The 14,739-nt window shown below is 50.3% G+C and carries 9 protein-coding genes; all 9 read right to left on the reverse strand.

The window, feature by feature from the left end; genetic code table 11:
- Nucleotides 1-991 precede the first annotated feature (991 nt).
- Nucleotides 992-2,380 carry an MATE family efflux transporter gene (locus tag I2D94_RS09805; protein ID WP_195396655.1) on the reverse strand — a complete coding sequence of 463 codons (1,389 nt, stop codon included), beginning with the start codon at nt 2,378-2,380 and terminating at the stop codon, nt 992-994.
- A gap of 116 nt (nt 2,381-2,496) precedes the next feature.
- Entirely contained in the window at nt 2,497-3,852 is a 1,356-nt protein-coding gene (locus I2D94_RS09810) for a dicarboxylate/amino acid:cation symporter (RefSeq protein ID WP_195396657.1), read from the reverse strand.
- A gap of 219 nt (nt 3,853-4,071) precedes the next feature.
- Entirely contained in the window at nt 4,072-4,446 is a 375-nt protein-coding gene (locus I2D94_RS09815; protein ID WP_195396658.1) for a DUF6054 family protein, read from the reverse strand.
- A gap of 96 nt (nt 4,447-4,542) precedes the next feature.
- Nucleotides 4,543-5,283, reverse strand: coding sequence for a tyrosine-protein phosphatase (locus I2D94_RS09820; RefSeq protein WP_195396660.1), 741 nt, complete (start codon nt 5,281-5,283; stop codon nt 4,543-4,545).
- Nucleotides 5,284-5,700: 417 nt separating this feature from the next.
- Nucleotides 5,701-6,672: a 3'-5' exoribonuclease YhaM family protein gene (locus I2D94_RS09825; RefSeq protein ID WP_195396661.1), complete on the reverse strand. Its 972-nt coding sequence runs from the start codon at nt 6,670-6,672 to the stop codon at nt 5,701-5,703.
- Nucleotides 6,662-8,647: a RecX family transcriptional regulator gene (locus tag I2D94_RS09830; RefSeq protein WP_195396663.1), complete on the reverse strand. Its 1,986-nt coding sequence runs from the start codon at nt 8,645-8,647 to the stop codon at nt 6,662-6,664. The genes I2D94_RS09825 and I2D94_RS09830 overlap by 11 nt, the downstream gene beginning before the upstream one ends.
- Complete coding sequence (locus tag I2D94_RS09835) at nt 8,644-9,693, reverse strand: lysylphosphatidylglycerol synthase transmembrane domain-containing protein (RefSeq protein WP_006058904.1); 1,050 nt, start codon at nt 9,691-9,693, stop codon at nt 8,644-8,646. The genes I2D94_RS09830 and I2D94_RS09835 overlap by 4 nt, the downstream gene beginning before the upstream one ends.
- A gap of 155 nt (nt 9,694-9,848) precedes the next feature.
- Nucleotides 9,849-10,868, reverse strand: a complete 1,020-nt coding sequence (locus tag I2D94_RS09840) for a glycosyltransferase (protein WP_072684162.1) — start codon at nt 10,866-10,868, stop codon at nt 9,849-9,851.
- A 254-nt stretch (nt 10,869-11,122) separates the two neighbouring features.
- Nucleotides 11,123-14,629 carry a pyruvate:ferredoxin (flavodoxin) oxidoreductase gene (nifJ, locus tag I2D94_RS09845; RefSeq protein WP_195396665.1) on the reverse strand — a complete coding sequence of 1,169 codons (3,507 nt, stop codon included), beginning with the start codon at nt 14,627-14,629 and terminating at the stop codon, nt 11,123-11,125.
- Nucleotides 14,630-14,739: the final 110 nt, after the last annotated feature.

A 14,739-nucleotide genomic window follows, 5' to 3' on the forward strand; every position in this document is an offset into this window, starting at 1 on the left:
TGAGTCCCATTTCTGGAACTCATCTGCGTCTTTCTTGTTTCGGTTTTTCTCTCACCAACACTATTTTTGAAAGAGCCATTTTAGTGAAGAAAGTTTTGCCAGAAAGCAAGCATGTAAGATACAACCATAATAACTAGAACCATTTAATATTAAAGTTATACTAAATAGAATTTTTGAGCTAAAAGAATTAGGAATTAAACCTAAACTTTCAACTGTATAACAAACAAAGCCAATGTTAAATATCCAAATAATTATGAAAAAAAACCTGCTTAAATTCCAGTTAAATAGTGAACTATTATATTTTTTATATAGATTATTATAATCAGAATTTTCATTGTAGATATATTTTAATTTTTTAATTCTATTATAAAAATTTTTAGCCACTCCAAACCATATAGATATAATTAAAATCAAAATAAAATCATACATGATTTTATACGTATTAGATTGTTCATAGATAAATAAAACAAAATAAATAATTATCAAAAATTCAAAGACAGATACACTGAATTTAGTATCAGTTTTTTTAAATACTAAAGGAAATTTTTCAATAAAAAATTTTAACAACATACTTTCTTTAGTATATTTTTATAAACTCATATACAGAGAATTTTAAAATATACAATTCCTCCTAATATAATATGAATACTAGAAACCATTACAACCAGGATAATGCTTAGTAATCACGTCTGTAAGCATTGACACGCTGATCGATTTTATTTATAATGAAAATAATTACCCTATCTTCTTACATTAGACATTATAAAAGTAGATCGTGTGAATGTCAATGAAAGTGTAAGTAAAGTTCCAGTTTCAACACTTAAAATGTAATGAATTACCTGTTTTTTGTCCTGAACGTTCACTAAAAATTATAAAAAATCGAAGAATTTTTACCTTCGATTTTCTTATTTATACAGTTTTATAACTCAAGAAAATCTAACTTGGCTTACATCCTGACGAATCTTATAAACTGTTTAAAAGAATAAACAAATCAATTTTGAAGCCCTTTTCTCTCTTCTTTTTTCAACCTGCGCTTTAACCAGCCACCCTGCAGATAATACAGCACAAACAGGATCGAAGTCAGACTCCACGTCAACGGATAGCTGAACAAAACATTCTCAATTGTAGGATTCAGCGGAACGGCGATCCAGATCCAGACGACGCGCAATACACATACCCCCATGCAGGTCATGATCATCGGAATTACAGAATCTCCTGTGCCGCGCACCACCCCTGACAGCACCTCAATACACACATAAGTGAAATAATAGGGAGCCAGATACAACAACATCTGCATCCCCACCTCAATCACCGCCGCGTCCTGCGTAAACAAATGATAGATCCAGCGACTGGTCACCATCAAGATCCCACTCATTCCCAATGCTGTGCCAAATGCCATCGCCAGGCACACCCTGACGCTCTTGTGAATCCTGTCGATTTTACGCGCGCCGAAATTCTGTCCGACAAACGTCGTGATCGCCACGCCGAAAGCCCCCATGATCATCCAGAAGATCCCATCGATCTTCCCATACGCCGTATACGCCGCAATCGTGTCCGTGCCAAACGTATTCACGCTGGCCTGAATCACAATATTCGATACCGAATACATGACCGACTGCAGCCCAGCCGGGATCCCGATTACGACGATTTCCTTCAACAATTCGCCATGCAGCCGAATTCGCTTGCGGATCAGCCGGTAACGGTCATCCTCAGCCTGAGATAAGCTCAGATAGACAAGTCCGCCGCTGATAAACTGCGCCAGACAGGTAGCCGCCGCCGCACCGAAGACACCCCATTGGAAGACCAGGACAAAAAGCAGATCCAGAACCACGTTGGCCAGGCAGCAGACAATCAGAAAGTACATCGGCCGCTTGGAATCCCCGACGGCCCGCAGAATACCAGACCCGACATTGTACAACAAATTCGGAATCAAGCCGACGAAGTAGACAATCATATAAATCAATGAATAATTCATGATGTTCTCCGGCGTCCCCATCGCCCTTAACGCCACCGGTGCGCCGAAAATCCCGATCACCATCATGATCGCCCCGCCGATCAACGACATCGCCACCGCCGTGTGCACGGCGTCGCTTGACTGCTCCACCTTTCGCGCGCCATAATACTGTGAAATAATGACCGTCGCGCCCGAAGACAAGCCGACAAAAAAGCCGACCAGCAGATTGATCAAAGTCCCCGTCGCGCCCCCAACCGCCGCCAGCGCCTCCTTGCCGACAAACTGGCCGACGATGATCGCGTCGACCGTGTTGTATAACTGCTGGAAGAACGTGCCCAGCATAATCGGAAAGAAAAACAGCAGCAGCTGTTTCCAAATAACCCCTTCCGTAATCTCATTGACTGTCGGATGTTGATGCTTTCTCATCAGTGATGCTCCCCCTTAAACTGAATACTAGAATAGCACTGAAATTTCCGTTTGTCACGAACAAATATGAAAAAACCAGAAGCATTTTTCAGCTTCTGGCCAACTCTTTTCACACTCTAATTTTGTTCGGCATTGTATTGCTTTTCATCCAGCATTTTCTCGCTCCGGGCGACGATGACCGACGTTGCGGCATCCCCGACGACGTTCAGCGAAGTGACCAGCATTTCAATCGGCCGGTTGATCGCCAGGATCAGCGAATACGCCAGCAACGCCGCGTCATTGGTATAACCCATCCCCGTCAAAATCGTGAACAGGATGACTGCTCCAGCCCCCGGAGCCGCCGGCGTGCCGATCGAAGCGATCAGCGCCAGGATCGCAATGATCGCGATGCTGGAAACCGTCACAGAATAGCCGGAGGAGGCCGCGACGAAGATCGCGGCAATGACCTGCATGATCGCCGTTCCGTCCATGTTGACCGTCATGCCTAACGGCAGGGTAAACGATGCAATTTCATCGCTGACGCCCAGTTCCTCGGTTACCGTCTTGCGGTTCAGCGGCAGCGTTGCCGCACTGGAGGAAGTAGAGAAACCGAACACCGCAACTTTCGCAATCTTCTTAACGAACGGAATCGGATTGATCCGGCCCAAGACCGCCACAAAGATCGCATAGCCGACGATCAGGAAGGCCAGCAGAAGCAGCACCGTCGTCACGACATAGGCCAGCGCCGGCTTCAGATGATCGACGCCGTAGATCGCAAACGTCCGGGTCAAAAGGACGAAGATTGCCAGCGGACCAAATTTATTGATCACATAGCTTAAGCAAACTGTGATGATATCGCTGATCTCCTGCAGCAGCTTCTTTAAAACGGTTACCTTGGAACCTAAGGCGTTGATGCCCAACCCCGTCGCTACCGCTAAGAACACCACTGCCAGCACCTGCCCGTTGGTTGAGAACGCGCTGGTCATGTTGTTCGGGACGATCGACAACAAGATTGACAGCGGATTGCTTCCACTGGACCCCGTCGAAACATTCAAGCCGCTGACTTCCACCGCATTGAAAGCCCCTGTCGCATAAACAGTAAGACCGACAGCGCCGGCGATCACCAGCGCCACCACGGTCGTCAGTAAGAAAGTCCCCAGCGTCTTGCTGGAAATTCGCCCCAGCTTGCGCGTATCCGTAATCTGACAGATCGCCAACGCAATCGAACAGAAAATCATCGGTACGATGATGACCTGCAGCGCGTTGACAAACAGCTGACCGACGATGTAGAACAAACCGATCGCATTCTTGCCGGCCTCTGCCGTAATATCCTGGAATAATAGATTGTTGATGGCCGCCCAGGTCTGGGTCTGGCCCGAGGTCAAGAGATTTTCACGAAGCATCAGCATGGCCAGGCCGCAGATTAGCCCCAGAACCATCGCGATCGCCATTTTGACGGCAAGATGATTGCCTTTTTTTTCTGTTTTTTTCATACAGTTCCCCTTTCATAAAAATACTCCTGACCCTTTAAGATCAGGAGTAAATGAACAGGCGAAACGTATTCATCTTCCTTGAGCAGCCTCACGGGACTCTCTTAAAGGATCACTGCAAAAAGTATACTCATAAATCCCTCCCTTGTCAACAATCAAAAAAGCACTTGTTTATGGAGCATTTTTATCCCTGGCGTATCCTTAACTTTTTTCTGAAATGATTTAAGGACGAACGCTGATCGCGCCCGGGATCCACTTGAAAGCATACGAAAGCAAAAGCTTCTCCACCTTTTTCAAATAATTTTCATAGTTGCCCCAGCTGATATTGAACGGTCCTTCGCCGCCGGCCACAACCGCAACATAAGCCGTGATCTCCCTTTCTCGAATCACCAAGGTGATCGTCACGCCCGTTGCCGAATTCACCCGCGCATAATAGCGCTCAGCTGTGATTATCTGAACCTCGGTATCACCCGCCTGCTGTCGATAAACAACGACATCCCCGCTAAAAGCCTTGACTTGTCTGACGAAGGTTTCCGCAAATGAAGCCTCCGGCTGACCTTCAAAACGATAGAGCTGATCGATGATATTTTTACTCATTTTCCTTCCCCTTTCCCTTTCATTTGGCCCCGGATCTTGGTTGTTCTGCTTTCACGCCGGTCAAATTGTCCTATTCCTTTCCTGATGATTTTCACCTCAGCGATGGATCAAGGCGTCACCCGTGATCAGCCGCCGCCCGTTTTCATGGCACAGCAACAGAGCAGTATCCCGGTCTGTCCGCCGTTCAATCTCGGCCTGAACATCGCTCAGCTTGATCACCCGCTTGCCCCAGCAATGATGCGCGTCGGTGCCGATGGCGTCGCAATAGCCTTCCTCTACCATCCGCCAGGCCAGCGCGCATTGTTCCTTATCGTCGTTGTGGATCAGCGAAGTCCGGTTGACCTGAAAATCGCAGCCCAGGGCCCGCCATCGCTTCAGCGTAGAGAAATCCTCCTGCACGCTCTTATACCGTTCCGGATGCGCGATGATCACCTCATAGCCCGCATCCAACACCTGCTTTAACAGCTCGGTTTCGCTGCTGCCCAGCTGGACCTTCTGATACCAGGGAAATTCGATCAACAGCCGCCGCGAACCGTTCAGCGTCAGCGCCCGGCCGCTGCGGATCCATTCCAGCGACGCATCGGTCAAAAAGAACTCGCAGCCCAGCGCCGTTTCAATCGGCCAGTTTTCTTCGGCGATCAGCTCCTGCAGCGCCGCAAACGGCGCCGCCAGCGTTTGGGCGTCGTTTTCATATTTATAATAAGGAAGACTGTGCGGCGTACACAAGATCGCCTCAATTCCATCCTCTACCGCAATTTGCAGCATCTTCTTCGTTGTTTCCCGATCCTGCGACGCGTCGTCGACGCCCCACAACACATGACAATGAATATCAATCATTCCATTTTTTCCTCCTCTGTCCGCAATCGCTATCCTTATTATAATAGAGTGTACAAAAAAGAAAAGAGAATCCCGCAAGATTCTCTTCAGTCTTCATTTCACAAAGTCGAACCGTCAAAATAAAGATCAGACGGATATTTGAGTTCATCTTGATTCGCAAATTCGTCAATAAACTTGTCTGACGAATATTGATTCATCTGATAATCTCAAACCAGGATTTGTTTGATTTCCTCCCGCCGCAGATCCACGTCCACTTCATTCACATAGACAATCCCATCCACGTCCACACAGGATACATAAATTTCATAAACCAATCCAGTGACGAAAACAAGCTGACTTCGACGGTATTATCCAGCACTTCGTTCATGATCAGATATTTATCTTATAATGCCTCTCAGCTTACCGAAATCTGTGGCCTTAATCCACTTCATCCTGTTTTTCATTCTTTTTCGATTTCGGCTTGTAAAACGCCCGGTTTTCCATCGGGAACAGACGCGATGTGAAGCTGCCCGGCTCCGTTTGCGCGTACGCCTTATCCAGTGTGTTCATGCGCGCGTCCAGATTGTCGATCAGATGCAGCACTTCCGCCTCCGCGACCATCGGCATGACCGGCGAACCGAATTCCAGCTGACCGTGGTGCGACAAAACCATGTGCCGCAGTAAAATCGCTTCCTCGCTCTTTTCGTAGCCCAGCTGAACGGCGACTTCCATAATCTTCGCCTGCATGATCGAGATATGCCCGATCAGCTTGCCCTCCAGCGTATATTCCGTCATGACCGGGCCGGACAGTTCCGTCAGCTTGCCCAGATCATGAACCAGCACGCCGCTGACCAAAAGATCCCGGTCCAGCAGCGGATAGAGCTTGACGATCTCATTCGCCAGATCGACCATCCCGGTGACATGCACCGCCAGGCCGCCGACGAAGTTGTGATGGTTCTTCGCCGCCGCCGGATAATCAAAGAACGGCTTATCATATTCCGCGAACAACGCGCTGACAATCCCTTTATAAATCGGATTGGACAGCGAGCTGATCGCGTCCTGGATCTTCTGCTGCAACAGCTCCTTGGGAATATCCGAAGCGATAACATAATCGCTCAATTCAATACTCTGCTGATCCATCGGCGTCAACCGATGTACGCGCAGCTGCAGTGAATTCCGGTACCGCAGCACCTCGCAGCTGACCTCGCCGACCCGTCCCGGCACGCAGGCAGCCGCCTGTTCTTCCTTCACATCCCAGATCTTGCCTTCGATTGTGCCGGATTTATCCTGCAGCGTCAAAGACAGATAGGGTGAACCATTGCTCGTCACGCCCTTGGTGACCTGCACAAGCAAAAGCGGCAGCGTCAGGCTTTCTCCTTCCTTAAACTCACTGATTTTCTTATTCATCATCCCACTCCATTTCACTTAAAATTAAATAAATATCCTCAACGTCGAAGCCCTGGGCTGAACAGTAGCGGAAGACATAATTGCGCAGCTTGGTGCCGCTATACTTCGACTGATACCGTTTCTTCGCTTTCGCCGCCGTCTTGCGCAGGCTCTCCAACTCGGCCCGTTCTTCCTCAACAAAGCTCAGGTTGTCCATGACCTCATTGATCACGTCGACCGCAAAGCCCTGAGCGATCAATTTGGATTTCATCATATTCTTCTTCATCCGCACTGATTTTTCCTTGATCGTCGGCTGCAGCTTCTGCGCCCACTTCAACGCGTTGCGGAATTCCGACTGTTCATCCTCGTCGGCGAACACGGATTCAATCATCTCATACGGGATGCCCTTCTTCCGCAATGTCCGGCTGATCTTGTTTTTGCCCTGCATCAGAAGCTTCAGATTATAAACTTGATTTTTGGTATAGCGCAGGTCGTTGATCAGATCCCGTTCTTCCAGCTTCTCAACGATCTCGTTGATCTGCTTGATATCCAGCTGCGTGTTCTGCGTCAGCCAGTCGTAGATTTCCTTGCGCGTGCGGTCTTTCGCCGCGATCCGCTTCAGACAGCTCTGATACGCCTTGACCGCTTCTTCCTCGCTGATCAGTTCGTCCAGCTCATCGCTGCTGATCAGCACGTCCTTGCGCAGTCCCTTATTGAAATACGTTTCTAGTGAAACAAGAATCCGGATTTCATCGTTGGGCGAGCAGACCTTCAGCTCAACGCAGTCGTCCTTCGGCCGGATCGATTCCAGCCGGTACATTTCACGGTATTCCGCAGTCGCGCTTTCATAGACTTCCAGCACCTTCTGATAGAAAATCCGGCTGTCGTAAACTTCAACCTGCGACTTCGCGGCAGCCTTCATCGCAGCGCGCTCCTCTGCGCTCATCGCTAAGAAAAGCTGCACTTTCTCGGCAAACTGTTCAGGTTTCTTAAACAGGAAACCGGTCTGGCCTTCCAGCACCAGATCTTCCAGCACTTCATCCGGCCGGGCAAAAACCGGCAGTTCGCTGGCTAACGCTTCGATGTAGGTCATACCCTGCGTTTCAGTCAGCGAAGCGGAAACAAACGCGTCCGCGCAATGGTAGTAGGAAGGGATCTGATCCGCCGGCTTCTTCCCGGCAAAGGTGATCATTGAATCCAGCCCCAGCTCGCGCACATGGCTCTCCAAGGCTTCCTGCTCCGGCCCGCCGCCGATCACCGCAAAATGAACCGGCATCCCGGCTTCTTTTAAATAGGTAAACCCGTCGATCACAAAGTCGATGCTTTTCTCCTTCGCGATACGGCCGACGAAAATGATCAGCGTCTCTTCCGAATTCGCCATCAGCTCTTCGCGCCGCTGCCGGATCGTTTCCGCATCCGTACGGTGGGCGTCAAAGCGCTGCAGATCCAGCCCGGTCGGAATCACGTGAATCCGCTTCTTAATTCCATAGCGCTGCAGCATTTCCTTGGTCTTCTGGGATGGAGCGATCAGTTCCGTGCTCGTCTCACCATACAGCTTGCTTAGGCTGCTGACTGCCTTCTTTGCGACCTTATCGACCGTTTCCAGATTAAACACGTTGACGTAATGCGTATAATCCTCATAGGTTGTATGATACGTCGACACCAGCGGGATCTGCAGCATCTTCGCTACGATCCGGGCGAAGATCCCGACACCGAATTCCGTATGGGCATGGATCACATCCAGCTCCATCTCGCGGATATCCTTGAGCACCGCAAAATGAATCGGACTGGTCAGCACATAGCCGTACAAGCTTTTTAATTCCACGCCCGGCAGCCGCAGCACATTGCCTTCGCGCTGGACCTGAAGCAATCCCGGATGGGTTGTGATCACGAACACATCGTGACCATTCTTTTCTAATTCCTGCTGCAGCGTCACAATGGAAGAAACGACGCCGTTGACATCAGGCAGATAGGTATCTGTAAATAATCCAATTCTCATTTCTTTTCCTCCTGCATCGGTTCGACAACGATCGCCGGCCGGCTCTTAACCCAGATAAAGGTCAGACCGCCCAGGATCAGCATAAAGTAATAAGAGGCAAACCGCCATAAAATCATCGAGCTGGTCGCGCCCAGCTTTCCGAAGATCGTTGAAAACATCAAAACATACGTGGCTTCCGTGCCGCCGCTGGCGCCCGGAATCGGAATGAACGCGTTGATCATCGACACGAACGCTGACAGCGCCATGCAGTCGATAATCAGATCAAGGCTGACGTTCAGGCCCAGCGCCTGCGCGCAGAAAAACGGGATCGCGTAATACAGGCCCAGCCGTACAAAGTTGGCCAGCGTCACTCGCACAATCAGCGGCCGGTGGCCTTTCAGCTTCGCAGTTTCACTGCCGAACCGGTCGAGCTGATCCTTTAATAAAGCCAGCGCTTTTTCCGGATTTTTTACCAGATGCAGCTTACAGCCCAAATTCAGACCGGTCGTGCTGATCCATGTGTAAACCTTCGGGAACCGGACTAACGCCCACAACCCGATAATCACCAGGCTGTTGACCAGAAAGCCAAGCAGGACAAGCAAAAAGAACTGCGAATAGTTAGTGTAGAAATGATGAAACCGCAGCAGGATCAAAATGAAAACCGACGCGATCATCGTCGACTGGTACACAATAAAATCCATCCACAGCACGCTCGCCGAATCACTTAACGGCACGCCCTGTTTCTTAAACACATACACCTGGGCAAACTGACCACCCGAGGCGCTCGGAGTCACGCCATGGAAAAAAGAAGCCACCAGGGCGTTGACAATCCCATAATTCAACTTGTAATGCGGATTGCTGATGCGGGTCAGCTGCGTCAGTATCCAGCCGATCACACACTGATACAGAATCGCGATCGCAATGATCACGATCAGCCAGCCGGCGTTCACCTGCTGCAGAATCCCCATGACCTCGTTAAAATTATCCTTCAAGGTAAACCACAGCACTCCGGCTGTGAAGCCTACGATGAGCAGAATATTAATCACATAGTTTCGCGCTTTTTTCATACTTCCTCAGCCTCGTTAACTTATTATACAATGAAAAACAAGGTTACACAAGGAATAAGGCTTCCTGCCCCGCGCTCTTAAGACCGCCTTCGCCGATTCTTTTTTCTTTCTTAAGAAATCCCCGTCAAATCAAAGAAAAAGAGAGCTTGCTCTCCTTACAACGTCTCCGGCCGGTTGTTTTCCAGCACGGTTTCATAAATGGTTTTCAGCTGCTGGCCCACGCTGGCGATGCTGCGTTCCTGCGCCGTCTTTTTCCCCTCGTCGCTGACCGACGGCAGACGCTTCTCAACGACTCCTTCGATCAGCTCGACGAACTCGTCTACAGACTGGCCTTTATAACAGTTCACCCGATCTTTCAGCCAAGGATCAAACACCCCGATGTCACGGACGATGACCTGTTGGGAAGCGGCCAGCGCTTCCAGCACGACGATGCCTTCCGTTTCCTCGTAAGACGGGAAGAAAAAAGCATTCGCTCCGGCATACGCGCCCTCGATAATCGCGCCCTTAACATAGCCTGGGAAGATCACATTGGCCGGATGATCCTCAACCAGCTCGCGGATATTCTTCGGCACGGAGATCAGCGGCGTATAGCCGAACCAGATAAACTTATACTGCGGCAGACGCTTCGCTACCTCAATGAAATCCGGCAGTCCCTTGCGCTCAAAATACAAGCCGACAGACAATACGACCTTATCGGTTTCATTCAGGCTGAAATACTTGTAATACGCTTTGACCTTTTCCGGATTGTAGCTGAAGCGGTCCAGATCAATGCCGTTGGACACGGCATAAATCGGTAAGTCAATGCCATAGCCTTCCAACAAGCTCTTGGAATAGGGCGTCGGCGTAATGATCGCATCGGCGCTGGAATAGAGCGAAACCAGATGCTTCTTAAACAGCGGGGCAAACTGATTGGACAGCACAAACGAATTGCGGAAATCTTCTTCAGTTGAATGTGCGTGATAAATGACCGGTTTGCCTTCCCGGCGGGCTTTGGCAATCACTCCCGCGCTGGCCGGTCCGACCGTATTGATGTGCAGAATATCAAAATCATCGTTCGGATCCAGCGTGTACTCAATCCCCGCCATCGTCAGCGCCTGCTTCTGATGCTTCAGCGCCCGGCCGATCCCGGAAGTTGAGATCACCTTTTCTCCTTCAAAAAACAACAATACTTTCATGTACATACCTCGAATCCACTATCAAGTATAATGAAAACCCTATCAATTATCAAGTCCTTCCGCGGTTTTCATCCTGAGCCTTAGACATCCGGCGGACATTGTTTGCCAGATTTCTGCAAAGAGGAGCTTGTTTTATTCAAATTCAGATGTATCAAAATCATCAGGGAATAATTCCATGCTTCCATTCAACAGCGGCTGAAAAGCAAAAAAAGCGACCCCCAAAATGAGGGTCAGCTTTCTATGCAAGTTTCAGCTTATTCTTCTGACAGCTTGACTAAGCGTGTATAACGGCGCTGCGCATCCTTCTTTGTTCTTTCGAACATTTCGTATGCTTTTTCGCCCTTCAGCTTCGGCAGCTGGCTGTAACGGGTTTCGTTCAGCAGGAACGCCTGGAACAGATCCCAGTTCGGTTCCTTGGAATCGATCGTTAACGGATGTTCTTCGTTGCGCGGATCGAAACGGTACAGAACGGTATAGCCGCATTCAACAGCCTTGGCCTGAACTCTCTGATGGTTCGCCAGACCGCCCTTGATGCCGTGTTCAGCACATGGTGCGTAAGCGATGATCAGGGATGGTCCATCGTAGCTTTCAGCTTCCTTGAAGGCTTTCAGCGTCTGAGCCCGGTTCGCGCCCATCGAAACGGAAGCGACATAGACATGACCGTAAGCCATCGCGATCTGACCGAGGTCTTTCTTCGCGGTGCTCTTGCCGCCGGCTGCGAACTTCGCGATCGCTGCCGACTGCGAAGACTTGGATGCCTGTCCGCCGGTGTTGGAGTAAACTTCGGTATCCAGAACCAGGACGTTGACGTTCAGGTTGTTGGCCAGAACATGATCCAATCCGCCGTAGCCGATATCATAAGCCCAGCCGTCGCCGCCGACGATCCAGATCGACTTGCCGACCAGGTCGCGTTCGTAATCCAGCAGTTCCTTGACCGCTTCATTCGCAGAAGCTTTGACGCCGGCAATGATTTCATCTTTGATTTCACGCTGTGCATCACGGTTGTTGCCCGCCGCCAGATATTTCTCGAACGCCGCCTTCAGTTCCGGTTCAACGGAATCCAGGTTGTTTTCCATCAGCGACAGGATGCGCGCTTCCTTGAAGTTCTGCGCCAAAGCCATGCCGTAGCCGTATTCAGCGTTGTCTTCAAACAGGGAGTTCGCCCAGGCGACGCCGTTGCCTTCCGCATCGTTGGAGAACGGAGTTGACGGTGTCGAGGAGCAGTAGATCATCGAGCAGCCGGTCGCGTTGGCGATCATCATATCCTTGCCGAACAGCTGAGAAGCCAGCTTGTAGTAAGGCGTTTCGCCGCAGCCCGGGCAGGCTCCGGAAACTTCAAAGTAAGGCATTGCGAACTGCGAGCCCTTGACCGTGTCCACCGGGAAGTAGTTCGTCTTGTATTCGGTGTGCTTGAACAGGTAATCGGCCAGCGGTTCCTGATCCAGCTTTTCGTTGATATCGACCATCTTCAGCGCCTTGTTGCCGCCCTTGCCCGGACATTCAACAACGCACAGACCGCAGCCGACGCAGTTCGCCGGAGAAACCTGAATCCGATACTTCAGATTTTCAACACCCTTGCCCATCGCCTGAATCGTCTTGAATTCCATCGGCGCATTGGCGATTTCTTCATCTGTCAGTAAGAACGGACGGATTGTCGCATGCGGGCAGACGAACGAGCAGAATCCGCACTGGATACAGTTGTTTGGATCCCAGGTCGGAACCTGAACCGCGATCGTGCGCTTTTCCTTGAAGGAAACGCTGTTGTGAATCGAGCCGTCCAGGATATCGTACTTCATGAAGTTGGATACCGGCAGATCGTAGCCTTCCAGAGAGTTGATCGCCATGACATGGTTGTCAAAGTATTCGTCGCCGGTCAGCTTGCGTCCGGAATCATAGCTCAGTTCAGCCCATTCCGGCTTCACTTCGATTTCAACCAGACCGTTTTTGCCCTGGTCGATCGCCTTGTAGTTCAGCTGGACGATTTCGTCGCCCTTCTTGGAGTAGGACTTCTTCGCCATGTACTTCATCAGTTCAACCGCTTTATCATACGGCATGATCTGTTCGTTCAGCGCGAAGAACGCCGACTGCAGGATCGTGTTGGTCCGGCGGCCCATGCCGATTTCCTGAGCGATCTTGGTCGCGTCGATGATGTAGAACTTCGCGTTCTTCTTCGCCAGCTGCGCCAGCATGCGGTTCGGCAGGTGATCCTGCAGTTCCTCTGCGGAGAACGTTGTGTTCAATAAGAAGGTTCCGCCGTTCTTCAGGCAGCTGACCATGTCATACTTGAAGCAGTAAGCGTCTAAGCTGCAGGAAACGAAATCAGCGTTTTCAATATAATAGGTGGAACGGATCGGGGAATGACCGAAACGCAGGTGGGAGCGGGTAACGCCGCCGGCCTTCTTCGAGTCATACTGGAAATACGCCTGCGCATACTGATCGGTGTTGTCGCCGATGATCTTGATCGAAGACTTGTTCGCCGAAACGGTACCGTCAGAACCCAAACCGAAGAACAGGCAGGATGTGTAGTCCGCGCTGACATGGAATTCAGGATCGACTTCCAAGCTCAGGTGCGTAACGTCATCGTTGATGCCGATGGTGAATTCCGCCTTCGGAGCATCTTTCGCCAGTTCGTCATAAACAGCCTTGATCTGGTTCGGCTGCGTATCGCGGGAGCTTAAGCCGTAGCGGCCGCCGATGATCGTCAGATCCATGCCCTTTAATGCGGCTAAGACGTCGAGGTACAGCGGTTCGCGGGCGCCCATTTCCTTCGTGCGGTCCAGAACCGCGATCTTCTTGACCGAAGCCGGCAGCACCGCGGTCAGATACTTCACGGAGAACGGACGATACAGATGGACTTTGATCAGGCCGACTTTTTCGCCGCGCTTGGTCAGCTCGTCGATCGTTTCTTTAATCGTTTCGGTAACGGAACCCATCGCAATGATGATGCGTTCCGCATCCGGTGCACCATAGTAAGTGAACGGTGCGTATTCGCGGCCGGTATGCTCGCTGATCTTCTTCATGTAATCGGCAACGATATCCGGGATCGCTTCATAGTGCAGATTCTGCGCTTCGCGGCCCTGGAAATAAATGTCGTCGTTTTCCGCGCCGCCGCGGGTTACCGCGTTGGTATGCGGGTTTAGCGCATTGGCCCGGAACGCTTCAACCGCGTCCATGTCGATCAAGCTCTTTAAGAACTCATAATCCATGACTTCGACTTTCTGAATTTCGTGAGAAGTTCTGAAGCCATCAAAGAAATGAATGAACGGCACGGAGCCCTTGATCGCCGCTAAATGCGCGACGCCGGCCAGATCCATTGCTTCCTGAACGGAATGCGACGCCAGCATGCAGACGCCGGTCTGACGGCAGGCATAAATGTCGCTGTGATCGCCGAAAATGCTCAGTGCACGGGTTGCCAGAGAACGCGCTGCGACGTGAATAACGCCTGGCAGCAGCTCGCCGGCCATCTTATAGATATTTGGAATCATCAACAGTAAGCCCTGGCTTGCCGTAAATGTGGACGCCAGCGCACCGCCCTGCAGAGCGCCGTGTACCGCGCCGGCGGCACCGCCTTCAGCCTGCAGTTCCGCAACTTTGACAATCGTGTCAAAAATGTTTTTACGGCCCTGAGTAGCCCATGCGTCAACGACTTCAGCCATCGGTGAGGATGGGGTGATAGGATAGATTGCAGCTACTTCAGTAAACGCATACGCGCAATGAGCGGCAGCTGTATTGCCATCCATGGACATAAAAGTTTTTGTCATGGTTAAACCTCCTGTACTCTCTAACCGTTACCATTATAAAACAAAAGGTTTGATTTTTAAACCTCGATTTTCAACTTCTTCCTGCTTCTTTCCGATTTTTACCCATTTTT

This window comes from Holdemania sp. 1001302B_160321_E10, assembly GCF_015552275.1.
Lineage (GTDB): Bacteria > Bacillota_I > Bacilli_A > Erysipelotrichales > Erysipelotrichaceae > Holdemania.

Excerpts from the sequence above, each read along its gene's own strand:
- I2D94_RS09805 (WP_195396655.1), bottom strand. The coding sequence starts at position 2,380 with ATGAGAAAGCATCAACATCCGACAGTCAATGAGATTACGGAAGGGGTT.
- I2D94_RS09810 (WP_195396657.1), bottom strand. The coding sequence starts at position 3,852 with ATGAAAAAAACAGAAAAAAAAGGCAATCATCTTGCCGTCAAAATGGCG.
- I2D94_RS09815 (WP_195396658.1), bottom strand. The coding sequence starts at position 4,446 with ATGAGTAAAAATATCATCGATCAGCTCTATCGTTTTGAAGGTCAGCCG.
- I2D94_RS09820 (WP_195396660.1), bottom strand. The coding sequence starts at position 5,283 with ATGATTGATATTCATTGTCATGTGTTGTGGGGCGTCGACGACGCGTCG.
- I2D94_RS09825 (WP_195396661.1), bottom strand. The coding sequence starts at position 6,672 with ATGATGAATAAGAAAATCAGTGAGTTTAAGGAAGGAGAAAGCCTGACG.
- I2D94_RS09830 (WP_195396663.1), bottom strand. The coding sequence starts at position 8,647 with ATGAGAATTGGATTATTTACAGATACCTATCTGCCTGATGTCAACGGC.
- I2D94_RS09835 (WP_006058904.1), bottom strand. The coding sequence starts at position 9,693 with ATGAAAAAAGCGCGAAACTATGTGATTAATATTCTGCTCATCGTAGGC.
- I2D94_RS09840 (WP_072684162.1), bottom strand. The coding sequence starts at position 10,868 with ATGAAAGTATTGTTGTTTTTTGAAGGAGAAAAGGTGATCTCAACTTCC.
- nifJ (WP_195396665.1), bottom strand. The coding sequence starts at position 14,629 with ATGACAAAAACTTTTATGTCCATGGATGGCAATACAGCTGCCGCTCAT.